A 24,464-nucleotide genomic window follows, 5' to 3' on the forward strand; every position below is an offset into this window, starting at 1 on the left:
CATGGCCATTTTTATTCGACAAGTAACCGTCCATGAAAATTGCTCTCGTACTGATCTTCGTCCTCTCGATCGCCTATGTTCACTTGCGCGGCCGGGTCCGTCACAAGCTGACCCGTCAGTTGGGCGATCACTCCAGCTTCCTGGCGCCGGTGAACAGCTTCCTCTACCTGTTCTCCAAGCTACCGGCCAAGCCCTATTTGCCGGTCGAGTCGTTCCCGGAACTGCAACCGTTGAAGGACCACTGGCAGGAAATCCGCGAAGAGGCGGTGCAACTGCTGCAGGCGGGGGAGATCAAGAAGTCCGATAACTATGACGATGTTGGCTTCAATTCGTTCTTCAAGACGGGCTGGAAGCGCTTTTACTTGAAGTGGTATGGCGAAAGTCATCCGTCGGCGATGAGTCTGTGCCCGCGTACTACCGAGTTGCTGCAAGGCATCGGCACGGTGAAGGCAGCGATGTTCGCCACCCTGCCCCCTGGGGCCAAGCTGGTGCGTCATCGCGATCCTTACGCGGGGTCGTACCGCTATCACCTGGGGCTGCAAACGCCTAACGACGATGGCTGTTACATCGACGTCGACGGGGAGAAGTATTCCTGGCGCGATGGTGAAGCGGTGGTGTTCGACGAGACCTATATCCACTATGCGGCCAATACTACCGAACAGAACCGGATCATTCTGTTCTGTGATGTGGAGCGGCCGCTGAAGTATCGTTGGGCCGGCGCGTTCAATCGGTGGTTCAGTCGTAATGTCATGGCGGCGGCGGCGGCGCCTAACGATGCGAATGACAAGACGGGGGGGATCAACCGGCTCTTTACTCGGATTTACAGGATTCGGGAGCGGGGGAAGGCGCTGAAGAAGCGGAATCGGACGCGGTATTACCTGGAGAAGTGGGCGGTGGTGGCTGGGTTGGTTTTGGTGTTTGTTTATATTTGACTTGTTGGGTGATTGGGTGATTGGGTGATTGGGTGATTATCCGGATTTTGGGGTGATGCTTAGTCACCTTTTCGCCTTTACGGCGACCCCCTTTTTTTCTTGGAAAAAAGGGGGGCAAAAACCGCTTGCTCCCGCATACGGCCCCTGCGCTACGCGCAGGGGTTCCCTCGCGCCGGCGTCACTCCGGGAGGACCGCGCTTAGGGGCCTTCCTGGCCCCAAGCGCTTGACGGGCATCCATGCCCGTCACCTCCCTGCGCAACGCCTATGCTCGGCCTCCTGAGGTCGCGGTTGGCGGTGTTTGAACTACCGCGCATCATGATCAACGGCAACGGCAACGACGATTCGATCGCGCAGCGCTCCGATTAATCTGCCCCACCGCCCTGCTTCTAAGCGCGCGTCAGTTCAGACGCCGCCAACCGCGACCTCAGGAGGCCGAGCAGAGGTGGCATGGAGGGGGTTGACGGGCATGGATGCCGTCAAGCGCTTGGGGCCATGGATGGCCCCTAAGCGCGGTACCCCCGGAGTGCCACCGCGCGAGGGAACCCCGCAGCGCAGCGAAGGGGCCGGATGCGGGAGCAAGCGGTTTTTGCCCCTCTTTTTTCCAAGAAAAAATGAGGGTCGCCGTAAGGGCGAAAAGGTGACTAAGCATCACCAAAAAATCCGGATATTCACCCCTCCCCCCGGGCCCCCAACAAAAACCACCCTCAGAAAAGCAAAAGCTGCCGCCCCGTCAACCCCGCAAAATCATCCCCCACAAACGGCAAGATGGCATCCGCCACCGGCTGCAACTGCCGACTCAAATAATGCTCATGATCCACAGGCGAGCGCCGCTCCTCCAAAGGCTCCGGCCCCGCCACAGTCATCACGTAACTGATCCATCCCCCCCGCTGATACTGCAAAGGCCGCCCAACCCGCCGGTTGTACTCATCAGCCAACCGCGCCGCCCGCACATGCGGCGGCACGTTGTGCTGATAGTCGCTCAAGGGCCGCCGCAACCGCTTGCGATACACCAGCAACTCATCCAACTCGCCCGCCAACGTACGCCCCACGAACTCGCGCACATACTCGCGATACGGCTGATCGCGAAAGATCCGCCCATACAGCTCCTGCTGAAACAGCCGCGCCAATGGCGACCAGTCGGTGCGCACCGACTCCAGCCCCTTGTACACCACCTCGTCGTGCCCCTCGCCACGCTGCACCAGACCAGCATAGCGCTTCTTGCTACCCTCCTCCGTGCCGCGAATGGTGGGCATCAGAAACCGCCGGTAATGCGTCTCGAACTGCAACTCCAGCGCGCTGTCTAGCCCCATCTCAGTGCTCAAGTGCTCGCGCCACCACTGGTTGACCTGCGCCACCAGGGCCCGGCCGATCTGCGCCGCCGCCTCCTCGCCATGGGCACCCTTGAGCCAGACGAACGTCGAGTCGGTATCGCCATAGATCACCTCCAACCCTTGCGCCTCGATCAGTGCACGGGTCTGGCGCATGATCTGGTGCCCGCGCAAGGTGATCGACGACGCCAGGCGCGGATCGAAAAAGCGGCAACCGCTGGAGCCCAATACCCCGTAGAACGCATTCATGATGATTTTCAGCGCCTGGGACAGCGGCGCGTTGCCCACCTGCTTGGCCGCCTCGCGGCCCTGCCAGACCCGCTCGACGATGGCTGGCAGGCAGTGCCGGGTACGGGAAAACCGCGCCCCTCGAAAGCCCTCCACCGAATGCAACTCATCCGGCTCGCGCAGGCCCTCGATCAAGCCCACCGGATCAATCAGAAAGGTGCGGATGATCGACGGATAGAGACTCTTGTAGTCCAGCACCAGCACCGACTCGTACAGCCCGGGTCGCGAATCCATGACGAATCCGCCCGGACTCGCCTCGCCGTCGCGCTCGCCCAAGTTCGGTGCGACGAAACCCTGGCGGTGCATGGCCGGGATGTACAGATGACCGAACGCCGCCACCGAGCCGCCGCTGCGGTCGGCCGGCAGACCTGTGACCGAAGCACGCTCGAGCAGAAAGTCCAGCAGCCGGGTGTGCTCGAAGATCGCCGTGACCAGCTCGCAGTCCTTGAGGTTGTAGCGCGCCAGCGCCGGCTTGTCCTCGGCGAACATACGGTTGATTTCGTCCATACGCTGGTACGGCGTGGAAATCGCCTTGCCCTCGCCGAGCAAGGTCTGGGCGACGTTCTCCAGGCTGAACGACGGAAAACTCCAAGTCGCCGAGCGCAGCGCCTCGACGCCATCGATCAGCAGGCGGCCGGGCGCGTCGGCGAAGAAGTGGGTGCGGCTGCCATGCTCGCGCAAGGTCATGGGCGCACCGTCACGGCCCAGGTACAACGGCACCTTCAAACGCTGGGCATGCTCGTGGAGCACGCGCAGGTCGAACTGGATGACGTTCCAGCCGATGATCGCGTCCGGGTCATGGTGAGCCAACCACTGGTTGAGGCAGTCGAGCAACGCGGCGCGGTCGTCGCAGTAGTGCAGCTCGAAGTCCACCGACTGTGCGTCGCCATTGGGCGGGCCGAGCATGTACACCACGCGCTGCCCGCAACCGTGCAGGCCGATGCTGTAGAGCTCGCCGCGCTCGGTGGTCTCGATGTCCAGCGATACCAGCCGCAGCCGTGGCCGATAGTGCGGGTGCGGTTTGAGTTGGGCGTGCTCCAGCGTGCCTTGACCGTCGTCGTGGCCACCGAACAGCACCGGCGCGGTGATGAAGCGCTCCATCAGGTAGCGTTCCGGTGGGCGGATATCGGCTTCGAAGACCTCGACGCCGGCCTCGCGCAGGCGTCGCTCCAACGCCATCAACTGCCGGTGCTGTTGGCAATACAGGCCCATGACCGGACGCTGCTGAAAGTCGCGCAACTGCAGCGGGCGCAACTGCGCGCCCGGCTCGTCGGCCAGCAGCGCGCGAGCATGGGCGGCCTGCTCGGCCGGCACGAAGGCCACCGAGGTCTGCGGCGCCAGACGCACTCGGCGCGGCCCCTGGTCGGTGGCCAGCCAGAACTCCACGCAGGTGCCCTCGGGCGTGTCGTGCCAATGGCGGGTCAGGACGAACCCCTGCTGCAGCGTCACAGCCACCTCGAAATAGTCATCAGGTCGGCGAGTCTAACGGCTTTGCGCCACTACCGGGATCTTTATACCCACCGACCGGACCGTTGGGCAGTTGTGAAAAATTCGTCGAAATCGATACCCACACCGCTTCCGCACCACGACAAATCCTGACACACTTATTGCTAATCGTTCTCATACGTACTCGCAATAAGGACAACTCCGGCATGATCCTCGCTGCCCCGCCCCGCCGCTTCGCGCCCAACCTGCTGGCCCTCGCTCTCTGCACCACACCGCTGGCCAATGCCATGGCCGAAGACGCCCCGACCGCCGGTGTTCTGGAACTCGGCGCCACCGAAATCAGCGACAACCGCCTGGGCAGCACCACCGAAGGCACCACGTCGTACACCACCGGTGCCATGGAAACCGCTACCAAGCTGCCCCTGAGCCTGCGCGAGACGCCACAGGCCGTGACCGTGGTCACGCGCCAGCGCATGGACGACCAGAACATGACCAGCATCAACGACGTGGCCCGCTACACGCCGGGCCTGTTCCTCAACCAGTCCAGCGGCCCCGGTCGGCAGACCTACACCGCCCGTGGCTTCGATGTCGACAACCTGATGTACGACGGAATCCCCAGCGCCTACAGCGGCTGGGTAGTCGGCGCTCAGCCCAACCTGGCCATGTTCGACCGTGTCGAGGTGGTGCGCGGCGCCACCGGGCTGGTCACCGGCGCCGGTACACCTTCGGCCGCCATCAACCTGGTGCGCAAGCGCCCGCTACCTGGCCAGGCCGTGACCCTCACCGGTGCCGCCGGCACCTGGGACAACTACCGTGGCGAGCTGGACGCGTCCAGCCCGCTCAACGACAGCGGCACCCTGCGCGGGCGCGTGGTGACCTCCTGGCAGGACAGCAATGGCTTCCGTGATGGCCAGCAGGAGAACCATGGCCTGTTCTACGCCGTCAGCGAAGCCGACCTGAGCGATGACACCACCCTGACCCTGGGCTTCTCGCACCAGAAGGACAAGACCAATGTGTTCTGGGGCTCAATCCCCACCGACCTCAATGGTCATCACCAACGCCTGTCGCGCTCATACAACCCAGGCAGCGACTGGGAAGACAAGGACCAGGAAATCAACACGCTGTTCGCCGAGGTGCGCCATCAACTGGCCAATGATTGGAAACTGCAGGTCAACGCCAACTACAGCGAGCAGAACGCGCTGTTCCGAGGCTCCTACCAGTCACGCTGGCGGGCGGACAAGGCGTTGCAGCGTACCGTCTACCAATCTGCCCACGACGAGAACCAGCTAGGCCTGGACGCCTTCGCCAGTGGTCCGTTCGAGCTGCTGGGACGCGAGCACGAACTGGTGCTCGGCGCAGCCAAGCGCATCTACGACATGGATGAGCGCGACTACAGCCCGTATGACCCCAACTACCCGCTCAACGGCGGCAAGCCGGACTTCGTCCATACCAGCAACAATCGCTACCAGATCAATCAGGAAGGCGTCTACGCCACCACCCGCCTGAGCCTGGCCGACCCACTGACGCTCATCCTCGGCGCACGTCTGGACTGGTACGACTACGACAAGCGCGGCAGCGACGACGGCGACTATAAGGTCACCCGCAACGTCACCCGTTACGGCGGGCTCATCTACCAATTGGACGAGCACCACTCGGTGTATGCCAGCTACACCGACATCTTCACCCCGCAGGACGGCAAGGACACCTCCGGCAAGCCGATCATCCCCATCGTCGGCAAGAACTACGAAGTGGGCATCAAGGGTGAATACTTCGACGGTGCGCTCAATGCCAGCCTCGCCGTGTTCCGCATTGACCAGGAAAACCGCCAGGTCGAAGTGAGCCTGGCCAACTGCCCACAACTGACCTGCTACCAGGCTTCCGGGGAAGTGCGCAGCCAGGGTATCGACTTCGAGCTGCAGGGCGCCCTCACCGACCAGTGGCAGGTCGGCACCGGCTACACCTACGCCCGCGTGCACACGATCAAGGACGACAACAACCCGGCCGCCGTCAACAAACCGCTGAACTCCGACACGCCCGAGCATCAGTTCAAGCTGTTCACCACCTACCGCTTCCAAGGTCCGCTGGACAAGCTGCGCGTGGGCGGCGGCGTCACCTGGCAAAGCCGGATGTACAACGACATCCCGGTCAACGGCAGCACCTATCGCCTGCAGCAGGGCAGCTACGCGGTCACCGACCTGATGGCCGGCTACCAGGTCAATCGCCACCTCGACCTGCAGCTCAACGCCAACAACGTCTTCGACCGCCGCTACTACTCGTCGATCTCCGAGTCAGTGGACTATGGCGGCGACAACTTCGGCGATCCACGCAACCTGATGCTCACCGCCAAATACAGCTTCTGACCCCACCTCGGCGCACGGACGCGCCAGCCCGCCGCGTGGCGTCTAGCCCTCCTCGACCAACAAGCGCCCCACTCGCTCGAGCAGATCGCCGATCTTGAACGGTTTGATCAGCAAGTCCATGCGCGGCGCCAGGAACGACTGGCGGTCCTGGGCAGTTTCGGCATAACCGGTCATGAACAGCACCGGCAGTTCAGGCCGCACCTCGCGGGCCAGGTCGGCCAGTTCGCGGCCGCTGAGCACCGGCAGGCCAACATCGGTCAACAGCAGGTCGAACGGGGTCTGGCCACGCAGCAGCTCCAGTGCCTGCTCGACCCCGGCCACCGTGGTGCAGCGATAACCGGCATCGGCCAGCGCCTCGGCCAGCGGCATGCGCACCGCCGCGACATCGTCGACGATCAGCAGGTGCTCACCGCTGCCGCGCAGCTCAGGCTGCTGCGGCGGCTCGACGTCGATGGCCAGGTCGTCCGTGGCCGGTAGCATCAGGCGTACTTCGGTGCCATGACCGACCACACTGTCGAGATGGACGTGACCACCGGACTGACGGGCGAAACCATAAATGGTCGACAGGCCCAGCCCTGTGCCCTGCCCCAGTGGCTTGGTGGTGAAGAACGGGTCGAATACCTTGTCCAGCACACTGGGGTCGATGCCCTGGCCGTCATCGCGCACGCTGATCGCCAGGTACGGACCGTCCAACAGGTTGGGGTCGCCGTGCGACCACACCGAACTGGTGGTGATCCAGATCTGTCCGCCACGCGGCAAGGCGTCGCGGGCGTTGATCACCAGGTTGAGCACCGCGCTTTCCAACTGCACCGGGTCGACCAGCGCGGTGGCCGGCTTGTTCGACAGCTGCAGCCTGAGCGTCACGCGCTCGCCGATGGTGCGGTTGAGCAACTCCTCCAACGACCGTACGTGGGCGTTGACATCCACCGGCCGGGTGTCGAGCGGCTGCTGGCGGGCGAACGCCAACAGCCGATGGGTCAGCGCTGCCCCGCTCATGGCCGAGTTCAGCGCGGCTTCGGCATAGATCGGCACCCGCTCCGGGCGACCGTCGGCGATCCGTTTGCGGATCAGCTCCAGGCTGGTGATGATGCCGGTCAGCAGGTTGTTGAAGTCATGGGCGATGCCGCCTGTGAGACTACCCAGCGCATCCATCTTCTGCAGTTGCAGCAACTGTGCTTCGGTGCGCGCATGTTCGGCGACCTTCTCCGCCAGTTGCAGAGTGGTGGCGTCCAGGCGCTCCAGGTGCGAACGCTCGCGGTGCCGGTGTTCGGTGATGTCCTCGACGAAGACCAGGCACAGGCCAGGCGCCTGGTAAGGCGACAACTGCCACTCGGTCTCGCGCAACTGGCCCTCGACGCTCATCAGCAAGGTGCCACGCCAACGCTCGCCTTCGACCAGGTGCTGGCAGAGGTTGGCGATGGCCGCCTCCTGGCCCGGCGCAAAGCACTCGCGCAACTGGCGCCGGTCTTGGTTGTCCTGGGTCAGGCGCACGAACGCCTCGTTGCATTCGGCCACGCCCAACTGGCAGTCAAGCACCGCGATCGGTGCCGACACGTTGTTGAAGATCTCGCGAAAGCGCGCTTCGCTGTGCCGCAGGGCCTGCTCGGCATCGCGCACACGCAGCAGCGTACGCAGGGTGGCCAGGAGCACGTCTGGATCCACCGGATGCACCAGATACGCATCGGCACCGGCGTCCAGGCCGGTGATGATGTCGCCGCTGTGGATCGACGCCGCCGACACGTGAATCACCGGCAACAAAACCGTGGCCGGATCCTTGCGCAGCAGCCGGACGATGTCGAAACCGCTCATGTCCGGCAGGTTGACGTCCAGGATCAGCGCATCGATGGCCTCACTGGCGATCAGCGCCAGGCCCTCGCCGCCGGTGGCGGCCTCCAATACCTGATAGCCGTGCAACGCCAAGCGGCGGCGCAAGGCATAGCGGGTGGCATAGTTGTCATCGACGATGAGCAAGCGGGTCTCAGCACGCATCGGCATCCCCCTGCGCCAGGGCCAGTGGGATGGTGACGAAGAACGAGGATCCGACGCCCGGCGAACTCTCCATGCCCACCTCACCGCCCAGCAGTTCGGCGAACCGCTTGCACAGCGACAGGCCCAGCCCGGTGCCGCGCAGACGTTTCTGCAGCGGCGAGTCGATCTGGTTGAAATCTTCGAACAGCACGTCGTGCAGGTCGGCGGCGATACCGATGCCGGTATCGCTGACCGAAAAGCGCACCCGGTCACTGCCCTCCAGGCGCGCGCAGACGCGCACTTCGCCACGCGGGGTGAACTTCAGGGCGTTGGAAATGAAGTTACGCAGAATCTGCGCCAGCTTCTTGTCGTCGGTGTACAGCTGTGGCAACCCTGCCGGCTCTTCGAAGATCAGGTCCACCGCCGAGCCTTCGACGATGGGCCGGAACATGCCGCGCAAGGCCGAGAACAGGTCGAGCATGTCGAACCAGGCCGGCGAGATGGTGATGCGTCCAGCCTCGATCTTGGCCAGGTCCAACAGGTCGTCGACCATGTCCGACAGCTCGCGCGAGGCCATGCTGATGAACGCCACCTGCTTGTGCTGCTCGGGCGACAGTGGGCCGTCGAGTTCGTCGCTGAGCAGGCTGGTGATGCTCAGGATCGACCCCAGCGGGGTGCGAAACTCATGGCTCATGTACGACAGGAAGCGACTCTTGAGGTCCGAGGCCTCGCGCAGTTGCTCGGCCTGGGTGTCCAATTCGGCGTAGAGCGCCAAGACGCCTTGGTTGGTCTCTTCCAGTTCCGCACGCAGGGCGTGGTTCTCCGCCTGCAATCGGGCGATGGCAGCGCCTTGTTCGGGGCTGTCGGGGTGAAGCTGTTCAGGCATGAACGCCCTCCAGGTCGATGACCATGATCGTTACATCGTCGCGGCCACGGCAGAAATCACGGTGCAGCACCGCCGCCACCAGGGCGGGATGACGGTAGGCCAGGCCTGGATAGTCCTTAAGGTCCCACCTGGACTGCAGGCCATCGCTGTAGAGAATCAACAGGTTGTCGTTCACCTGAGGGTAGTCGAACACCTGCACCTTGCGATATTGCCCGCCGACGATGCCAGGCATCGAGGCCAGTCCACGGGCGCGCTCGCGCCCCAGCAGCACGCCGCCGATATTGCCGATGCCGGCGAACGTCAGGCGCTCGAGTGCGACGTCATGCTGGATCACGGCCACCGCCCCGCCGCGCGTCGACCCCATGGCGCCATGCAAACGCTCGACCACCCGCGCCGGCGCGTCATAGGGCGCCTGAGCAAAGGCCGTCTCGCCCGCGTCCGCTGCCTTACGCGCGTGCTCGCCATGGCCGAGGCCGTCGATCATCAGCACGCTCAAGTGCCCCTCCTGCTTGGCCACGTACCAGCCGTCGCCGCACACCGTCTCGCCTGGCAGGGTGTGCTGGCACACGCCGATACGCAGATCGCGACGGTCCTGGCGTGGGCCGTGCACACGGGCCAGCAGCGCCGTGCCACGCGCATCGCTGTACAGGTCGAACGTGTCGGCCAGGCGCTCGATGGCGCCCAGACCGATCCCCTGGGTGCCGCTGGTTGAGAATCCGTCGGTCAGGCACGCGGCGCGATCGAACCCCTGGGCGCGATCGATGGCCAGCAGTTCCAGCACCGCCCCTTCGGCGTGCGGCCAGGCGCGCAGGTGCAAGGCCCCGCGCTCGGCATGCTTGATGATGTTGCTGGCCAGCTCGGTGGCCAGCAGCGCCGCGCGCTCGCCATCAACCTCGGCCAGTGCATGGCGCTGGGCCAGTTCGCGCACCTGACGCCGGGCGTGGCCGACGTGGCTGGGGTCATCGATGACGATGAGCTGGGTGAGACTACCGCGCAGGTTCATGTCCATCGCGTGATCGTCACCCGTGTGCCCTCACCCACCGCCGTATCCAGCTCGAACTCGTCGACCAGCCGACGCGCACCGGTCAGGCCCAGACCCAGGCCGTTGCCGGAGGTCCAACCGTCGGTGAGCGCCAGACCGATGTCGGCGATGCCCGGGCCTTCATCGCGAAACAGCACGCGCACGCCCACGCGGGCGCCGTCGTCCAGCACCTGCCAGTCCATGTCGCCGCCACCGCCGTAAACCACGGTGTTGCGCGCCAGCTCGCTGACGGCGGTCACCAGCTTGGTCAAGTCGACCAGGCGCATGCCGCATTCGCTGGCCAGCTTGCGCACCAGTTGCCGGGCCAGCACCACGTCTTGCTCGATACGCACCGGATGGCTGCCGCTGTCGCGTACGTTCATGAGCGCTGAGTCCGCTGACGCAGCACCTGCATGCCGCGCTCGACATTCAGCGCCGTGCTGACCCCCGGCAAACTCAAGCCGAGCTCGACCAGGGTGATGGCCACAGCCGGCTGCATGCCGACCACCATGGTCTGCGCGTCCATCAGGCGCGACAGGCTGGCGATCTGCGCGATCATGCGGCCGATGAAGGAGTCGACCATGTCCAGCGCGGAAATGTCGATGAGCACGCCGCGCGCGGAGGTGCGGCTGATACGGTCGGTGAGATCGTCCTGCAGGCGCAGGGCGAGCTGGTCATGCATGTCGACCTGGATGGTCACCAGCAGGAACTCGCCCATCTGGAGAATCGGGATGCGCTCCATAGTGTCAGCCGCGCCCGACCAGGCTCACGCCCAGGCGCGAGAGGGCCAGTTGCAGGGCATCGGCGAGGTTGGCCTTGGTGGTCAAGGTGCCCAGATCCAGGCCCAGGTGCACGATGGTCTGCGCGATCTGCGGGCGCACGCCGCTGATGATGCAGTCCGCACCCATGAGGCGGATGGCGGTGACGGTCTTTAGCAGGTGCTGGGCGACCAGGGTATCGACGGTCGGCACGCCGGTGATGTCGATGATGGCGATCTCCGAGCCGGTGTCGACGATACGCTGCAGCAGCGACTCCATGACCGTCTGGCTGCGCTGGGAATCCAGGGTGCCGATCAGCGGCAAGGCCAGCACACCGTCCCACAGCTTGACGACCGGGGTAGATAGCTCGAGCAGCTCTTCCTGCTGGCGCTTGATCACTTCTTCGCGGGTTTTCTGGTAGACGCGCATGGTGTACATGCCGAGCGTGTCGAGCAGCCCGGAGATTTCCCAGAGCTGCTCGGCGAGCAGTTGCGGCTGATTGGCATAGACCGATTGCAGCAGGCCGAACAAGGGCGACTTGAGGGCGAAGATGAAGAAAGTGGTCTGGTGCGAGTCGTGCCCGAGACGGGCGCGGCTGGCCGAAAGGCGATCGAGGAAACGGCGGACCTCTTCCCAGCCGGCAGCGTTGATATCGGCGCCATGCTTGGCACGGGTGGTCAGGGTCAGAATCTGGAGAAACTCCTGGGCTTCCTGGGTGAGTTCCTGTTCCTTGATATTGCGGGTAGCGCCCGTGGCTTGCAGGGCCTTGAGCCAACCCTCGAGCAGTTGCTGCTGGTGGGTTTCCATCGCATTCAACGTGCTGTCTTGCAGTGCTGCCATTGTGGGCTCCTGAGGGCTGATAGGGGGGGCTTGTGATTTGCACCTGGGCCCCTGAATACCGACCACCCTGGGGCTCAATAGTTGTATGCGTTTAGGTGGGGGTGGTCGCGATTGGCCATCTTAAGCGGAATTGGGCGGGGGAGTTTGGGTATTTTTGAGGGGTTGGGGGGGGATTGGGTTTGGGGGGATTATCCGGTGGCTGTGGTGAGGCTGAATCACCTTTTCGCCTTTACGGCGACCCCCTTAATGAGATGGTCACCCCGGCACCCTACGAGGCGTACGCTTTCGTAGGGTGTTTTTACTTCGGAGACCGTCATCATGAGCAACGTGACCCTGATTGGCATCGACATCGGCAAACATACCTTCCACCTACACGCCCAGGAAAAGTCCGGCAAAGAAGTGTTGCGCAAGAAATGTTCAAGGCCGCAGATGATGCGGTTTCTGGCCAACCATCCCCCTTGCACGGTAGTGATGGAGGCCTGTGCCGGCTCACACTGCCTGGCGCGAGAAATCAAAGCGATAGGGCATGAAGCAAAGCTGATTTCACCTCAGTTCGTTAAGCCTTTCGTCAAGGGCAACAAGAATGACTTTGTCGATGCGCAAGCCATCTGTGAAGCCGCTTCCCGACCTTCCATGCGCTTTGTGACGCCAAAATCGCCTGAGCAGCAGACGCTCTCTGTTTCTCATCGGATGCGTGAATCACTGATTCGCGACCGGACCAAAACGGTGAACCAGATGCATGGTTTCCTGCTCGAGTTCGGCGTCAGCCTGCCGACGGGACTGGCGGTGATCAAACGCCTCGCTTCAGTGCTTGAAGAGCACGACCTGCCTGTACGCCTCGTCGCACTGCTGCAGCGCCTGCATGATCACTTTGTCTACCTGGCCGAGCAGATCAAGCTGCTGGATGAAGAGCTGGCAAGCCAGCTGGCTGACGATGATCTGGGTAGTCGCTTGCTGACTATTCCGTGTGTCGGGCCGATCACCGCCAGCCTGCTGGCCGTAGAAATGGGAGATGCTCGGCAGTACGGCAGCAGTCGTGATTTTGCAGCATCCGTAGGCTTGGTCCCCAGGCAATACAGCACCGGCGGCAAGCCGGCTTTGCTGGGAATCAGCAAACGTGGCGACAAGAACCTTCGGCATTTGCTGGTGCTCTGCGCCCGTGTCTACATGCTTCGTTTGAAGTACCAGAGTGGCCCATTGGCCGACTGGGTACGTACGCTATCAATACGACGCCACTCCAACGTGGTGGCCTGCGCGTTGGCCAACAAACTGGCACGCATCGCGTGGGCCATTGCCACTCGACACTCGCAATATGAAACGGAGCCAGGCGCGCTGAACGCCTGACCCCGTTGTGCTGCACCGAGTTTTACCATCAGGTTTTGCGATAGCTGAACAACGGATGAAATAAACGGCCGATCGGCCTGGCGATGATCCTGGAAGAAAAATTGGCTCTCAGAAGCCGCTTACTTTATTAGGATCGCCAGGTGCGAATACTCATCGTGGCGCGGGATACCAGCCCAATCGACGCCGGATAGATTTACGCAAGCCATCCATTTCACCCAATGATCAGTATTGCAAAAAAGGGGGTGACCACAGATTTTTTCTTGGAAAAAAGGGGGGCAAAAACCGCTTGCTCCCGCATACGGCCCCTGCGCTACGCGCAGGGGTTCCCTCGCGCCGGCGTCGCTCCGGGAGGACCGCGCTTAGGGGCCGTCCTGGCCCCAAGCGCTTGACGGGCATCCATGCCCGTCACCTCCCTGCGCAACGCCTCTGCTCGGCCTCCTGAGGTCGCGTTTGGCGGTGTTTGAACTACCGCGCACTAAGATCAAAAGCAACGGCAACGGCAACGGCAACGGCGATTCGATCGCGCAGCGCTCCAGAACATCTGCCCCACCGCCCCGCTTCTAAGCGCGCCATCGTGCAGACGCCGCCCATCGCGACCTCAGGAGGCCGAGCAGAGGTGGCATGGAGGGGGTTGACGGGCATGGATGCCCGTCAAGCGCTTGGGGCCATGGATGGCCCCTAAGCGCGGTACCCCCGGAATGCCACCGACGCGAGGGAACCCCGAAGCGCAGCGTAGGGGCCGGATGCGGGAGCAAGCGGTTTTTGCCCCTCTTTTTTCCAAGAAAAAAAAGAGGGTCGCCGTAAAGGCGAAAAGGTGAATCAGCCCGAGAGTGTCAGATTTTTTGTGTGCGGGCCGATAACGGCCTGCCCTCAGGCTGGCCATGCTTTTACCAGGTCGGCCTGATAAATCGATCTCCGTACAGAATCGCGAATTGATTCATCGCATTTTTCCAATCATGGGCCGCTGAGCCCCAGTTTGCCGTGATGTTCCGCAGCCCCAGCCAGATCAGCTTGGTGGCGGCCTCATCCGTTGGGAAGTGACCGCGCGTTTTGATGATCTTGCGTAGCCGGGCATTGATGCTTTCGATCGCGTTGGTCGTATAGATCACTTTTCGAATGCCTGACGGGAAGACAAAGAATGGAATTACTCGATCCCAGGCTCTTCTCCATGCCGCAACTACCGTTGGGTACTGTTTGCCCCAAGGGCCGTTTTCAAAGGCATCCAGTGCCTGCTCAGCCGCCTCGGCGTTGATGGCCTGATAGATCGGCTTGAGCGCTTTGGCCAGATCACGACGCTTATCCCACGCCGCATAATCGAGACTGTTGCGGATCAAGTGGACGATGCATGTTTGCAGCGTGGTGGCCGGAAACACGGCGCTTAGCGCCTCTGGCATCCCTTTGAGGCCGTCGGTGACGGCGATCAGCACATCCTCAACGCCGCGCGTCTTGAGGTCATTGAAGACCTTCATCCAGAACTTCGCACCTTCGGTATTTTCGATCCAGATCCCGAGAATATCGCGCGTTCCATCGGGTAGAACGCCCAGCGCCAAGTAAATCGCTTTATTGCGCACAAGGCCTTCTTCGCGAATCTTGACTCGCAGTGCATCAAAGAAAATAACCGGGTACATCGGCTCCAGCGGCCGCTGTTGCCACGCGCCGATTTCCTCCATCACCTCGGCCGTGACCGAACTGATGAAGTCATGCGAAACATCCGTTCCGTATTGCTCGGAGAGGAATGCGCGAATTTCCCGAACGGTCATGCCTCGGGCATACATGGCGATGATCTTGTCATCGAAACCGGTGTAACGGCGCTCATGTTTGGGAATCAGAATGGGCGCAAAACTACCGTCTCGATCACGGGGGATATCCAGCCGCAGCGGCCCCTCTCCAGTCAGAACCGTCTTGCCAGTCCTGCCATTGCGCTGATTGGTTTCATCCTCTGGGCGCTGCGCGCCCGGCAGATACCCCAGATGGTGACTGAGCTCGGCGTTCAAGGCCCGTTCGATCAGCGCCTTCTTGAACGCCGCAGAGGCATCTTCGATAGCCTCCGCAGTCATCAGGCCCTCACCGAACTGCTCAAGCAGCTCCTTGGGGATTTTTGGTAGGTCACGCACGGGTTTTTTCTTGGTTGGCATACATGCACCTCTTGCTCATGTTATGCCCGAACACAAAATTTCTGACATACCCATCAGCCCCACCCCAAAATCCGGATAATCACATCCCCCCCAAAAACCCCAAAACCCACCCCTCACCCCACAAGTCCCCGCACACAAAAATACAAAACCGAAGGCCCCATCAAACACCCCAACCCCGTATGAAAGGTCGCCGTCAAAGCCCCATAGGGCACCAACCGCCGATCAGTCGCCGCCAACCCCGCCGTCACCCCCGAAACCGTCCCCGCCAGCCCCCCAAACACCATGGCCGAGCGCGGGTTATCCAAGGCCAGCACCCGCGCCGAAACCGGCGTGAACACCATGACCAGAATCGCCTTGATCAACCCTGTGGCAATCGACAACGCCATCACCTCGGAACTGGCCCCCAACGCTGCCCCCGTCACCGGCCCGACGATATAGGTCACCGCTCCCGCGCCAATGGTCGTCAATCTCACGGCGTCCCGATAACCAAAACTCCAGGCCACGACCACCCCGACGATGAACGGCAGCACCGTTCCCAGCAGCAAGGCCACCGCGCCGATCACCCCGGCCTTGCGCGCTTCGGTCGCCTGGACCTCGAACGCCGTCGCGACGATGGCGAAATCGCGCAGCATCGCTCCACCCATCAAGCCAATGCCCGAGAACAAGGTCAGATCGGCCAGGCCCTTCTGCCCGCCGGTCAAGGTGCCCCCCACCCAGGCCAGGACCAGGCCGATGACGATGGCGATCGCCGACCCGTGCACCCGGCCAAACGTCAGGTACTTGGAGAGCATGACCGACACCCACATCACCGCTCCGACCACGGCAAACGCTGTGATCAGGTCGTTGTGCGCCAACGCTTTCCCAATGATCGACCACATCTCAGCGCCCTCCCGCCACAGCTGCCTGCGCAGGTACTGGCGCTTCGAGCGCCGGCAACGGCTCGCCGCGGTGGCTGCGGCTGATCAGCGCGATGGTCGCGCCGCACACCAGCACCGCGCCCACCGCCGCCACCAGCGCCACCGGCCCGCCATGCAGTGCGGTGACCACGTTCTGCTGCGCCGCCATGGCCACCACCACCGGGATGTACATCGCGCCCCAGAAACCGACGCCGAACTCGCACTCCTTGCTCATGCCCCCGTTGCGGTGCATGTACAGCCGCGCGCAGATCAGCAGGATCATGGCGATGCCGACCCCGCCCACATTGGATTTGACGCCCAGCAGCACGCCCAGGAAGTCGCCGACGATGACGCCGGCCAGCGTGCAGACCGCCAGCAGAGCCACACCATAGATGATCATTATTGTTGTCCTCAGGTTGTATCGAAGTTGTTTGTTGTTGTCCTTCGAGCGCCAGCGCAGTCATCGGGTGTGAGCCACCTCCTGGCGCAACAGCGCCTCCAGCGTATCCGCACGGGTCGATTCGACGCTCAGCACCTTGCCGGCGTCGAACACCCGCCGCGCCAAGCCGCTGAGCACGCTGCCCGGAGGCAGCTCCAGGTGCAGCCGCACGCCGCGCTCCCAGGCGCTGCGCAAGGTGGCGCGCCAATCGACGCGGCGCGCCATGTTATAGGCCAGGTCTTCGCGCAGGCGTTGCGGGTCGAACAGCGCCCGCGCGCTGCTGCCGCTCAGGTAGGTGAGGCGTGGGCGCTGCAGTGTGACCTCGGCGAAGGCCTGTGCCAGGGTCGCAGCTGGGGCCTGCAGCAATGCACAGTGCGACGGCACGCTGACCGCCAGACGGCGGGCCACGCCCTGCCCCAGCGAGCGCACACGGGCGACCACCGCGCCCATGGCGGCATCGCTGCCGGCTATCACCAGTTGGTTGTCGCTGTTGACGTTGGCCAGGTAGACCTCACCGCCAACCTCGGCCAACACGCGCTCAAGCGTGGCCTGCTCCAAACCACTGAGGGCGGTCATACCGTAACCGCTGTGGTATGCCCGTTGCATCAGGTCGCCGCGCAGCGACACCAGGCGCACCGCGTCCTCCAGCTTCAACGCCTCGGCCGTGACTGCCGCTGCATAGGCGCCAATCGACAAGCCGGCCACGCAGGCCGGCGCTGGGCTGCGGCGCAACAGCCAGCGCGCCCAGGCCACCCCGGTCAGCAGCAGACACAGCTGCACCGCGCGGGTGTGCTGCAAGGCCTCGGCGCTGTCGAGCGCCAGTACCTGTTCGCCAAGCACCTCGCTGGCCGCCTCCAGCACGTCGCGGCTGCCTTCGGGTAAATGATGCAGCATGCCGGGCTGCTGGGCGCCTTGGCCGGGGAAGGCGAACAGACTGCTCATGCGGCCGCCTCCTCAAGCGACCAGGGATCGCTCACCAATCGCGCTGCCGAAGCCGCTTTCAAGAGCACCTGGCGGGCACCGCTGGCCCATTCGCGCAACGCGACAGCCCCGTGCGGGGTTTCGAGCTGCACATCGATCCGGCACGCCACTGCCTGCAGCGCGCCCAGCAAGTCACGCGCCCGTTCGCACGAAAGCCGCTGCGGTGCGTGCAGCAGCACATCCAGATCGCTGTCGGCGTGCACCACCTCGATACCGCTGGCCAACTGGAAGCCGACACTGCCGGTTGGCCCCCAGCACCACCCCTGCGCGTCGAGGACAGCGGCGACCTGCGCCACCGCCTGCAATGCGGGTAAATCGGTGTCGCCCTGCCAGCGCAGGCGCTCGGGGGCGACCCGGCGCACGACCTGCCCCAGCGGCATGCGTGCGGCAAAGCGCTGCGCCCGTGAGCGCCCGCGCAGACCGACCGCCACCCAGCCCGCCGCCTGCAGCGCGCGGCGCACCACCACCGGCTCACCGGCTGCCAGCGCCTGCCGCGCCCACGCTGGCGCGTCAGCGGGCAGCAGGTCCGGGGTCATGCCCCAGAGCAGGTCGTGGGGGCGCACGGCATTCATCTCAGGCCTCCTGCCACTGCGCCCGTAGACGCTGACGCACCGCGCGCGAGGCGCTGCGGTGCTGTCCCTGCAGACGCACGCTCAAGTCGGTGCACGTGCCAATGTCGCGTACCGCCTCGATCAGCACGTCACGCACCCGCGCCACGTCCTGGGCTGTCGGCGCCTCGGCGCTGGTCACGCTCACCCGCTGATGCAGCAAGCCCAGCGAGGCATAGCTGTCCAGGTCATAGGCCATCGGTGGCACCTCGGCGGCCAGCGCCTCGAGCGCCTCGACGCTGCGCAGGGTGATCCGCGCGGCGGCGGCCTTGCCCATGGCGTGCACCATCACCCCCTCGTCGTCCAGCGCGATCAGGCGCTGGGCCTGGTAACCATGGGCCAGAAACGCACCGGACATGGCCTTGCCCACCAGCAGCCCGATCACCGGATGACCGGCCAGGCGGGCCTGGGCATAGGCCTCGACCGCGCCGGCCAAGGCCTGATGAATGCCCAAGGCTTCCTCCCGCCGACCATAGGCCTGGCTCGGCACGTCGATCAGTGCCACCAGCACGCGCTTGTCGCCGTCACGGTCGGCCTGCACGGCGTCATCTACCGCCTTGGCCAGACCCCAGCCTTCGAGCAGGCCCACCTCGCCATTGCGGGCGCGGGGAAAGGGATTGTGCGCATCGGGGACCACCGCGATGAATCGCGCCGGGCGATTGTCCAGCTCGGCGTCGATCACCTGCACCGATGCTGGCAAACCCGCCAGCGGCTGACCTTCAGCCAGGTGCTGCAACCACTTCTGGGCACGGTTCATCAGGCTTCTCCTCGATACAGGGTACGCACGGCGGCGGCGTCCATTTGCGGGCAATCGCTCCCCAAGCGGGCCAGACGGTCAAGGAACTCGGCATGCCGGCTGGCACGCCGGGCGCTGGGTTGTTCGAGCAGGCGCAGTACCTGCTCACGGATAAGGTCGACGTCATCGGCCACATAGGCATCGGCCAGACCGCTGGCATGGCGCTGCTCACCCCCGGTCAGGCTCCAGATGAAGGGTCGGTCGCGCGAATCGTATTCGCCGATACCGGCCTCCTGCTCGATCACCTGCGGCCCGTTGAGCCCCAGGCGCGCCTCGCGGGTCACCAGCAGATGGCTGCACAGTCCGGCGGCGATGGACATGCCGCCAAAGCAGCCGACGGACCCGGCGATGACGCCGATCACCGGCTGATGCGCGCGCAGCGCGACGATCGCGGCCTGGATCTCGGCGATCGCCGCCAGGCCCAGGTTGGCCTCCTGCAAGCGCACACCACCGGTCTCCAGCAGCAGCACAGCGCAGGTCGGGATGCCCTGGCGATTGTCTTCCACGGCCAACTCCAGCGCCGCGGCGATCTTCGCACCGCCCACCTCGCCCATGCTGCCGCCCTGGAACCCGCCTTCGATGGCGGCCACCACGGCGGGGCGCTGATTGAGCAGGCCTTTGGCGATGACCACCCCGTCATCGGCCTGCGGCACGATGCCCTGCAACGGCAGCCAGGGCGACATCAGGCGCTCGAACGGGCCGAGCAGTTCGCGCAGGCTCCCCGGATCGAGCACGGCGCCAGCGCGCTGGCGCGCGCCCAGCTCAACGAAGCTGCGGCTGCGCAGCAGGTGTTCGCGGTCAGTCATGGTCGATCTCCTCGAAGCCTTGTTCCAGGCGCAGGCGCACCACGCCGGGGGTGGCACCGAAGTCATGGATGTCGATGTTCAGCGCAGGCCAGGCGCGGCCCTGGAACAGGCGGTCGAACAACTGGCTCCAGCGCGCCTGGCTGCCATCGACCGAGGTCAGCACCTGGATCTGCAGACGGCCCGGCTGGCCCGGCTCGATCAGTACTTCCAGGTCGCCCGAGCTGACGCAGCCGACCAGGGCGCGGCCCCGGCCCGGCTGCGCGGCGGGGAATTCGAAGGTCAGGGTTTGCATGTCACAGGCTCCCGGCTTTGTCGAGGAACAGGCAGGCGGCCAGCAAATCGGCGGCCCCGCCCGCAGAGGCATTGAGGTGCAGCAGGCGCGCATCCAACGCGCGCAGGTGGCGACGGCCGGCCAGGCTGGCACTGCCACCGGCCTCCAGCACGGCCCGGGCGCCCTGCTGCAGGACTGCCAGGCCTTGCTCGCCGGCACGCCACAACACGCAGGTGTCGCTGAGCGCGGCCATGATCGCCAGCAAAGCATCCAGCCGCGCAGGGGTCTCGCCGACGCCGGCGGCGCGGCTGCGCAGCAGTTGCGGCAAGCCATGTCCGATGATCGCCGGGAAGCCCTGCTGGGCCTGCTCGCGGGCACCGCCGACACCGTAGCGGCGGCGCACGTGCAGGCCATGGCTGTCCGCGATCGGCGCGGCAGGATCCTCAATCAGCGCCAAGCGCCCTGCCCGCGCCGTCACACTCAGCGGGTCGCTGTCGGCCGGGTTCAAGGCCCACGCCGCCACCAGCAGCCCCAACGCCCAGATCGCGCCACGGTGGGTGTTCACCCCCGCAGTGGTGACCAACATCGCCGCTTCGCCTTCACGCCCCAGACGCCCCAGTTCGGCGCGCAATGGCGTGGCGATGTGGCCAATCCGTTGCGCGGCCTCGGCCATCTGCCGCAGGCACGGCCACAGCGACAGCGCCGAGGCCTGCATCAGCGCCAGGTTCATGTCGCCATGCGCACCGCTGCCGCGACGGTCCACCAGGCCGGGCTTGGGCGACAGCTCGGCCTCGTCGATCAGCGCGTCCACCGCCAGGTCCGCCAGGCGCTCCGACAGACTCAAAGGGGCAAGCATGTTCGCTTTCATCACCAGCTCCTGAAGCGTGCGGGTGGGTTGTAGAGGCCGCCAGACCAGTCCACCAGGTCGGCGATGCTGCGCGCGGCCAGCAGCTCGCGGCTGGCGTCGGTGCGGCGAATGCCCAGGTCCTCGGGCAAGGCCACCAACCCTTCGCGGCGCAGGCGCTCGGTGTCCTTGGGGTCGTGACGCAGGCCGATGGCCGTGACGCCGGCCACCGCCGCGATCATCTGCTGGCGTTCTTCGAGGCTGCGCGCCTTGTACAGGTAAGCGATGCCTTCCTCGGTGAGCAGGTGGGTGACGTCGTCGCCATAGATCATCACCGGCGCCAGCGGCATGCCGGCTTTTTTCGCCACCGCCACCGCATCGAGGGTCTCGACGAAGGTCGGCTTGCCGCCTTCCTGGTAGGTCTCGACCATCTGCACCACCAGCTTGCGCCCGCGTTCGAGCAGGGTGTCCGGCACGGTCATGCCCAGCCACGCGGGGGTGGCATGGCGGCGTCCGCGCGGGTCGTGGCCCATGTTCGGCGCACCGCCAAAGCCCGCAAGGCGGCCCCGGGTGACGGTGGAGGAATGACCGTCGCCATCCACTTGCAAGGTGGCGCCGATGAACAGGTCCACCGCGTACTGCCCGGCCAGTTGGCACATCAGGCGGTTCGAGCGCATGGAGCCGTCACGGCCGGTGAAGAACACGTCCGGGCGCTGGGCGATGTAGTCCTCCATGCCCAGTTCGGTGCCGAAGCAGTGCACGCTCTGCACCCAACCGGTCTCGATGGCGGGAATCAAGGTGGGGTGTGGGTTGAGTGTCCAGTTGCGGCAGATCTTGCCTTTGAGGCCGAGCGACTCGCCGTAGGTCGGCAGGATCAGCTCGATGGCGGCGGTATTGAAGCCGATGCCATGGTTCAGCGACTGCACCTGATGACGTTCATAGATCCCGCGAATCGCCATCATCGCCATCAGCACGTGCACTGGCTTGATGTGCCGTGGGTCACGGGTGAACAGCGGTTCGATGTAGAACGGCTGGTCGGCGACCACCACGAAATCGATCCAGGAGGCCGGAATGTCCACCCTCGGCAGGTCGTCCACCCGGTCGACCAGTTGGTTGACCTGGGCGATGACGATGCCGTCGCTGAACGCGGTGGGCTCGACCAGTGCCGGCGTGTCTTCGGTGCTGGGGCCGGTGTAGAGATTGCCATCCCGGTCGGCGCAGAAAGCTGCCACCAAGGTCACGTTGGGGATCAGGTCCACCAGCAGGCGCGAGTAGAGCTCGATGTAAGTGTGGATAGCGCCGACTTCGAGCAGACCGTCTTCAAGCAACTGACCGATGCGCTGGCTTTGCGGTCCGGCGAAGGAGAAATCGAGCTTGCGTGCGATGCCCCGCTCGAACAGATCCAGGTGCTCGGCGCGGCTGACGCTGGGCATGATCATGTGCAGGTCATGCAGGCGCTCGGGATCGACCTTGGCCAGCGAGCGGGAGAGGAAATCGGCCTGCTTCTGGTTGTTGCCTTCGAGCACCACGCGATCGCCTGGGGCGATCAGCAACTCCAACGCCTCGACGATCCGCTCGCTGGGCAGTACCCGGCCCTCGGCCAAGTGACGCACCCGTTCGAGGCGGCGCTGCTTTTCGCTGCGCCGTCTCGACCAGTGCGGCGGCGGTGGATGCTGTGTTGTGGTCATGGGTGACTCCACGGATTCGCTGTCGTGGAGTCACCTTAGGCCTGGGCGTGGGGGGCATCAATCAAGCACGGCGGCAGTTCATTACGCTGAGCGTAACGATTGCCCACGCCGTCACGGCGAGATCGGGTCACTCGCCGGATAAGTTTCGTCCAGCGCATTATCGACGCTCTTTTCGTCCGGCTGGGTCGCTGCGCCGCAGCCGCAGTCGCCCATGCGGCAGTGCTCGCCGTGCGGGTGACCACTGGCGCAGGCCTCGCAGCAGTAGGCCTTGCCGTCGTGGGAAAAGGCATTGGCGTCAACCGTGCAGGAACAGTGGTTACAGGCGCAACGTTGCTCATTCATGGCGGTGCTCTCCATCGGCGTTCGAATCGTCATCGGTCCACGGCTTGCCGTCGAGGGGCTTGACGTGGGCCAGTTCGGCTTCGTCCAGGCCATTGCCACCGGCAATTTCATCGGCATCCACTTCGCGCAGGTTCATGTCGGCAGGCCCATCGTCCTCGGCCGAGTCCTGGGCGTCACGGGCACCTGGCGCGCCGTACAGCGTGTCCAGGCTCAGGTCGTCCATGGTCACGTTGTCCTCGTGCAAGCTCTCGGTCAGCGCCTCGCCCCCGCTCATGCCGCTCTCGGCGACCCGCTCTGGGGAGAAATCCTGCTCCGCTTCGGCGTCGGGACGCTCGTCGCCCACACGCCCACGGCGTTCATCCTTGCGCTCGCTGAAGTCCAGCTCACGGATGCTGCCCATGCGGTCTTCGGTGTCGTCGATTTCCTGGGGGCGGTATTTCTCGTCGTCTGCTTGGGCCATGACGGCTCTCCGGTCAAGTGCGTTCAAGCGATCGACTCTGCGCTGCTCGGGAAAATTCAGATTTTCATCACGCGGGCCCTCGTCGGGCGACAACGCCAACGGCCAATCAGCCCGGTCCGTCGCTCGCCGCGGCGAGAAGTGCTACCAGCATGTCGCTGATAGGGGTGGCGATACCATGGGCTCGCCCGTAACGCGACACGACGCCGTTACGGATGTCCCACTCCAACGGTCGGTTGGCTTCACGGTCGGTCAGGATGGAGGTCCCCATGTCTCGGGGGAAGGCCTGAAACTGGTCGAGAATCGCTTGGGGCACGTCGTCGCGCAGGTTAGCGCCTTCGGCGCGAGCGACGGCCAGGCACTCCTGCAGATAAGCCAGTGACAACCTGGAGATATCGCTCCTGGCGTACATGCCCGCGCGACGTTGGGTGAGTGCCATCAGCCCGGCCAGGGCGTTTTGGAGCAGCTTGCGCCACGCCACCGTCTTGAAGTCGGCGGTCAACTCGACGCCGCATCGCGTGCCACGCAGTGCTCGCACGACCACCTCGGCAGCGGGAATGTCCGGCAGGCTCAAACGTGCCTGCCCACGCAGGCGAACCGAGCCGTCGGCCTGTGCCTGGGCAGGAAACCAGACCACTGCGGGCACCACACGCGCATCGGCCAGGTGGGCAGACACGGCCTGCACCTGCTCGACGCCATTTTGCAGGACGCACACCACGGTCTGCGGACCGCTCAGGGCCGACAGCCAGGCGGCCGCTGCGTCGGTTTGGGTCGCTTTGACCGCAAGAAAGACAACATCAAAGCCTGGTCCGATCTGATCGGGACTCGTCTGCACGGGTCCGGGAACGCGGATGCTGCGCTCGCCATCCAGCAGCGTGAGTTCATCGCGCGCCCGTCGGCCACATAACGTCGGCGTACGTGCGCACTCGTGCAGCATGGCGGCAAGGGTGGTGCCTATGGCACCAGGCCCCACGACAGCCACGGACAGGCAATGATCGTTAGTCATGGACGAATGCTCCTCAAAGGGTT

General features: G+C 64.5%; 23 protein-coding genes. 3 read left to right on the forward strand and 20 right to left on the reverse strand.

Annotation, left to right across the window (positions count from 1 at the left end; all coding sequences use genetic code 11):
• The first annotated feature begins 32 nt into the window (after nt 1-32).
• A complete protein-coding gene (gene lpxO, locus ACK2SD_RS14015; protein WP_412460065.1) occupies nt 33-932 on the forward strand; it encodes a lipid A hydroxylase LpxO in 900 nt (299 codons plus the stop codon).
• A gap of 705 nt (nt 933-1,637) precedes the next feature.
• Here the strand turns inward: lpxO and ACK2SD_RS14020 are convergent.
• On the reverse strand, nt 1,638-3,998 hold the full coding sequence (locus ACK2SD_RS14020) for a DNA polymerase II (RefSeq protein WP_295481504.1): 2,361 nt from the start codon (nt 3,996-3,998) through the stop codon (nt 1,638-1,640).
• Between the two features lie 203 nt (nt 3,999-4,201).
• Between ACK2SD_RS14020 and ACK2SD_RS14025 the strand changes: the two genes are divergently transcribed.
• Nucleotides 4,202-6,355 (forward strand): TonB-dependent siderophore receptor, encoded by a 2,154-nt coding sequence (locus ACK2SD_RS14025; protein ID WP_412460066.1) that lies wholly within the window; start codon nt 4,202-4,204, stop codon nt 6,353-6,355.
• Between the two features lie 42 nt (nt 6,356-6,397).
• Here the strand turns inward: ACK2SD_RS14025 and ACK2SD_RS14030 are convergent, their stop codons facing one another.
• The 6 genes from ACK2SD_RS14030 to ACK2SD_RS14055 are packed head-to-tail and all read right to left on the reverse strand — an operon-like array spanning nt 6,398 to nt 11,828.
• Nucleotides 6,398-8,344, reverse strand: coding sequence for a response regulator (locus ACK2SD_RS14030; protein WP_039583138.1), 1,947 nt, complete (start codon nt 8,342-8,344; stop codon nt 6,398-6,400).
• Nucleotides 8,334-9,209 carry a sensor histidine kinase gene (locus tag ACK2SD_RS14035; protein WP_412460067.1) on the reverse strand — a complete coding sequence of 292 codons (876 nt, stop codon included), beginning with the start codon at nt 9,207-9,209 and terminating at the stop codon, nt 8,334-8,336. Before ACK2SD_RS14035 ends, ACK2SD_RS14030 begins: the two co-directional genes overlap by 11 nt.
• A complete protein-coding gene (locus ACK2SD_RS14040; protein WP_412460068.1) occupies nt 9,202-10,218 on the reverse strand; it encodes an ATP-binding protein in 1,017 nt (338 codons plus the stop codon). The genes ACK2SD_RS14035 and ACK2SD_RS14040 overlap by 8 nt, the downstream gene beginning before the upstream one ends.
• Nucleotides 10,209-10,613, reverse strand: a complete 405-nt coding sequence (locus ACK2SD_RS14045; RefSeq protein ID WP_317870148.1) for an anti-sigma regulatory factor — start codon at nt 10,611-10,613, stop codon at nt 10,209-10,211. Before ACK2SD_RS14045 ends, ACK2SD_RS14040 begins: the two co-directional genes overlap by 10 nt.
• Complete coding sequence (locus ACK2SD_RS14050) at nt 10,610-10,972, reverse strand: STAS domain-containing protein (protein WP_029615277.1); 363 nt, start codon at nt 10,970-10,972, stop codon at nt 10,610-10,612. The genes ACK2SD_RS14045 and ACK2SD_RS14050 overlap by 4 nt, the downstream gene beginning before the upstream one ends.
• Nucleotides 10,973-10,976: 4 nt before the next feature.
• On the reverse strand, nt 10,977-11,828 hold the full coding sequence (locus ACK2SD_RS14055) for an STAS domain-containing protein (RefSeq protein WP_412460069.1): 852 nt from the start codon (nt 11,826-11,828) through the stop codon (nt 10,977-10,979).
• A 318-nt stretch (nt 11,829-12,146) separates the two neighbouring features.
• Here ACK2SD_RS14055 and ACK2SD_RS14060 point away from each other — a divergent pair, with 318 nt between their 5' ends.
• Entirely contained in the window at nt 12,147-13,172 is a 1,026-nt protein-coding gene (locus ACK2SD_RS14060; RefSeq protein WP_412460070.1) for an IS110 family transposase, read from the forward strand.
• A gap of 887 nt (nt 13,173-14,059) precedes the next feature.
• On the opposite strand, the gene ACK2SD_RS14065 is transcribed toward ACK2SD_RS14060, so the two are convergent.
• From ACK2SD_RS14065 to ACK2SD_RS14125, 13 genes are all read right to left on the reverse strand, one after another.
• Complete coding sequence (locus ACK2SD_RS14065; protein WP_412460071.1) at nt 14,060-15,307, reverse strand: IS256 family transposase; 1,248 nt, start codon at nt 15,305-15,307, stop codon at nt 14,060-14,062.
• 113 nt (nt 15,308-15,420) lie between these two features.
• Nucleotides 15,421-16,185 carry a malonate transporter subunit MadM gene (gene madM, locus ACK2SD_RS14070; protein WP_412460072.1) on the reverse strand — a complete coding sequence of 255 codons (765 nt, stop codon included), beginning with the start codon at nt 16,183-16,185 and terminating at the stop codon, nt 15,421-15,423.
• A gap of 1 nt (nt 16,186) precedes the next feature.
• A complete protein-coding gene (gene madL / locus ACK2SD_RS14075) occupies nt 16,187-16,603 on the reverse strand; it encodes a malonate transporter subunit MadL (RefSeq protein WP_304485321.1) in 417 nt (138 codons plus the stop codon).
• Between the two features lie 60 nt (nt 16,604-16,663).
• Nucleotides 16,664-17,584, reverse strand: a complete 921-nt coding sequence (gene mdcH / locus ACK2SD_RS14080; protein WP_412460073.1) for a malonate decarboxylase subunit epsilon — start codon at nt 17,582-17,584, stop codon at nt 16,664-16,666.
• On the reverse strand, nt 17,581-18,195 hold the full coding sequence (locus tag ACK2SD_RS14085; RefSeq protein WP_412460074.1) for a malonate decarboxylase holo-ACP synthase: 615 nt from the start codon (nt 18,193-18,195) through the stop codon (nt 17,581-17,583). Before ACK2SD_RS14085 ends, mdcH begins: the two co-directional genes overlap by 4 nt.
• A gap of 1 nt (nt 18,196) precedes the next feature.
• Nucleotides 18,197-18,988 carry a biotin-independent malonate decarboxylase subunit gamma gene (gene mdcE, locus ACK2SD_RS14090; RefSeq protein WP_039577391.1) on the reverse strand — a complete coding sequence of 264 codons (792 nt, stop codon included), beginning with the start codon at nt 18,986-18,988 and terminating at the stop codon, nt 18,197-18,199.
• Nucleotides 18,988-19,833: a biotin-independent malonate decarboxylase subunit beta gene (locus ACK2SD_RS14095; protein WP_412460075.1), complete on the reverse strand. Its 846-nt coding sequence runs from the start codon at nt 19,831-19,833 to the stop codon at nt 18,988-18,990. The genes mdcE and ACK2SD_RS14095 overlap by 1 nt, the downstream gene beginning before the upstream one ends.
• Nucleotides 19,826-20,125, reverse strand: coding sequence for a malonate decarboxylase subunit delta (locus tag ACK2SD_RS14100; protein WP_039577386.1), 300 nt, complete (start codon nt 20,123-20,125; stop codon nt 19,826-19,828). The genes ACK2SD_RS14095 and ACK2SD_RS14100 overlap by 8 nt, the downstream gene beginning before the upstream one ends.
• Nucleotide 20,126: 1 nt before the next feature.
• The gene (locus tag ACK2SD_RS14105; protein ID WP_412460076.1) at nt 20,127-20,972 is read right to left on the reverse strand and encodes a triphosphoribosyl-dephospho-CoA synthase; all 846 of its coding nucleotides are present in this window, start codon (nt 20,970-20,972) and stop codon (nt 20,127-20,129) included.
• Complete coding sequence (gene mdcA / locus ACK2SD_RS14110; RefSeq protein ID WP_412460077.1) at nt 20,972-22,636, reverse strand: malonate decarboxylase subunit alpha; 1,665 nt, start codon at nt 22,634-22,636, stop codon at nt 20,972-20,974. The genes ACK2SD_RS14105 and mdcA overlap by 1 nt, the downstream gene beginning before the upstream one ends.
• A 111-nt stretch (nt 22,637-22,747) precedes the next feature.
• Nucleotides 22,748-22,978 carry a metallothionein gene (locus ACK2SD_RS14115; RefSeq protein WP_029612109.1) on the reverse strand — a complete coding sequence of 77 codons (231 nt, stop codon included), beginning with the start codon at nt 22,976-22,978 and terminating at the stop codon, nt 22,748-22,750.
• Nucleotides 22,971-23,438 carry a phosphotransferase system, HPr-related protein gene (locus tag ACK2SD_RS14120; protein ID WP_412460078.1) on the reverse strand — a complete coding sequence of 156 codons (468 nt, stop codon included), beginning with the start codon at nt 23,436-23,438 and terminating at the stop codon, nt 22,971-22,973. The genes ACK2SD_RS14115 and ACK2SD_RS14120 overlap by 8 nt, the downstream gene beginning before the upstream one ends.
• A 106-nt stretch (nt 23,439-23,544) precedes the next feature.
• Complete coding sequence (locus ACK2SD_RS14125; protein WP_412460079.1) at nt 23,545-24,441, reverse strand: oxidoreductase; 897 nt, start codon at nt 24,439-24,441, stop codon at nt 23,545-23,547.
• Nucleotides 24,442-24,464 lie beyond the last annotated feature (23 nt).

This window comes from Pseudomonas sp. SC11 (assembly GCF_047039205.1).
GTDB lineage: Bacteria > Pseudomonadota > Gammaproteobacteria > Pseudomonadales > Pseudomonadaceae > Aquipseudomonas > Aquipseudomonas boreofloridensis.

Excerpts from the sequence above, each read along its gene's own strand:
- ACK2SD_RS14105 (WP_412460076.1), bottom strand. The coding sequence starts at position 20,972 with ATGAAAGCGAACATGCTTGCCCCTTTGAGTCTGTCGGAGCGCCTGGCG.
- madL (WP_304485321.1), bottom strand. The coding sequence starts at position 16,603 with ATGATCATCTATGGTGTGGCTCTGCTGGCGGTCTGCACGCTGGCCGGC.
- mdcA (WP_412460077.1), bottom strand. The coding sequence starts at position 22,636 with ATGACCACAACACAGCATCCACCGCCGCCGCACTGGTCGAGACGGCGC.
- lpxO (WP_412460065.1), top strand. The coding sequence starts at position 33 with ATGAAAATTGCTCTCGTACTGATCTTCGTCCTCTCGATCGCCTATGTT.
- ACK2SD_RS14100 (WP_039577386.1), bottom strand. The coding sequence starts at position 20,125 with ATGCAAACCCTGACCTTCGAATTCCCCGCCGCGCAGCCGGGCCGGGGC.
- ACK2SD_RS14055 (WP_412460069.1), bottom strand. The coding sequence starts at position 11,828 with ATGGCAGCACTGCAAGACAGCACGTTGAATGCGATGGAAACCCACCAG.
- ACK2SD_RS14030 (WP_039583138.1), bottom strand. The coding sequence starts at position 8,344 with ATGCGTGCTGAGACCCGCTTGCTCATCGTCGATGACAACTATGCCACC.
- ACK2SD_RS14035 (WP_412460067.1), bottom strand. The coding sequence starts at position 9,209 with ATGCCTGAACAGCTTCACCCCGACAGCCCCGAACAAGGCGCTGCCATC.
- madM (WP_412460072.1), bottom strand. The coding sequence starts at position 16,185 with ATGTGGTCGATCATTGGGAAAGCGTTGGCGCACAACGACCTGATCACA.
- mdcH (WP_412460073.1), bottom strand. The coding sequence starts at position 17,584 with ATGAGCAGTCTGTTCGCCTTCCCCGGCCAAGGCGCCCAGCAGCCCGGC.
- ACK2SD_RS14095 (WP_412460075.1), bottom strand. The coding sequence starts at position 19,833 with ATGACTGACCGCGAACACCTGCTGCGCAGCCGCAGCTTCGTTGAGCTG.
- ACK2SD_RS14085 (WP_412460074.1), bottom strand. The coding sequence starts at position 18,195 with ATGAATGCCGTGCGCCCCCACGACCTGCTCTGGGGCATGACCCCGGAC.
- ACK2SD_RS14065 (WP_412460071.1), bottom strand. The coding sequence starts at position 15,307 with ATGCCAACCAAGAAAAAACCCGTGCGTGACCTACCAAAAATCCCCAAG.
- ACK2SD_RS14060 (WP_412460070.1), top strand. The coding sequence starts at position 12,147 with ATGAGCAACGTGACCCTGATTGGCATCGACATCGGCAAACATACCTTC.
- ACK2SD_RS14045 (WP_317870148.1), bottom strand. The coding sequence starts at position 10,613 with ATGAACGTACGCGACAGCGGCAGCCATCCGGTGCGTATCGAGCAAGAC.
- ACK2SD_RS14025 (WP_412460066.1), top strand. The coding sequence starts at position 4,202 with ATGATCCTCGCTGCCCCGCCCCGCCGCTTCGCGCCCAACCTGCTGGCC.
- ACK2SD_RS14120 (WP_412460078.1), bottom strand. The coding sequence starts at position 23,438 with ATGGCCCAAGCAGACGACGAGAAATACCGCCCCCAGGAAATCGACGAC.
- mdcE (WP_039577391.1), bottom strand. The coding sequence starts at position 18,988 with ATGAACCGTGCCCAGAAGTGGTTGCAGCACCTGGCTGAAGGTCAGCCG.
- ACK2SD_RS14125 (WP_412460079.1), bottom strand. The coding sequence starts at position 24,441 with ATGACTAACGATCATTGCCTGTCCGTGGCTGTCGTGGGGCCTGGTGCC.
- ACK2SD_RS14040 (WP_412460068.1), bottom strand. The coding sequence starts at position 10,218 with ATGGACATGAACCTGCGCGGTAGTCTCACCCAGCTCATCGTCATCGAT.
- ACK2SD_RS14050 (WP_029615277.1), bottom strand. The coding sequence starts at position 10,972 with ATGGAGCGCATCCCGATTCTCCAGATGGGCGAGTTCCTGCTGGTGACC.
- ACK2SD_RS14115 (WP_029612109.1), bottom strand. The coding sequence starts at position 22,978 with ATGAATGAGCAACGTTGCGCCTGTAACCACTGTTCCTGCACGGTTGAC.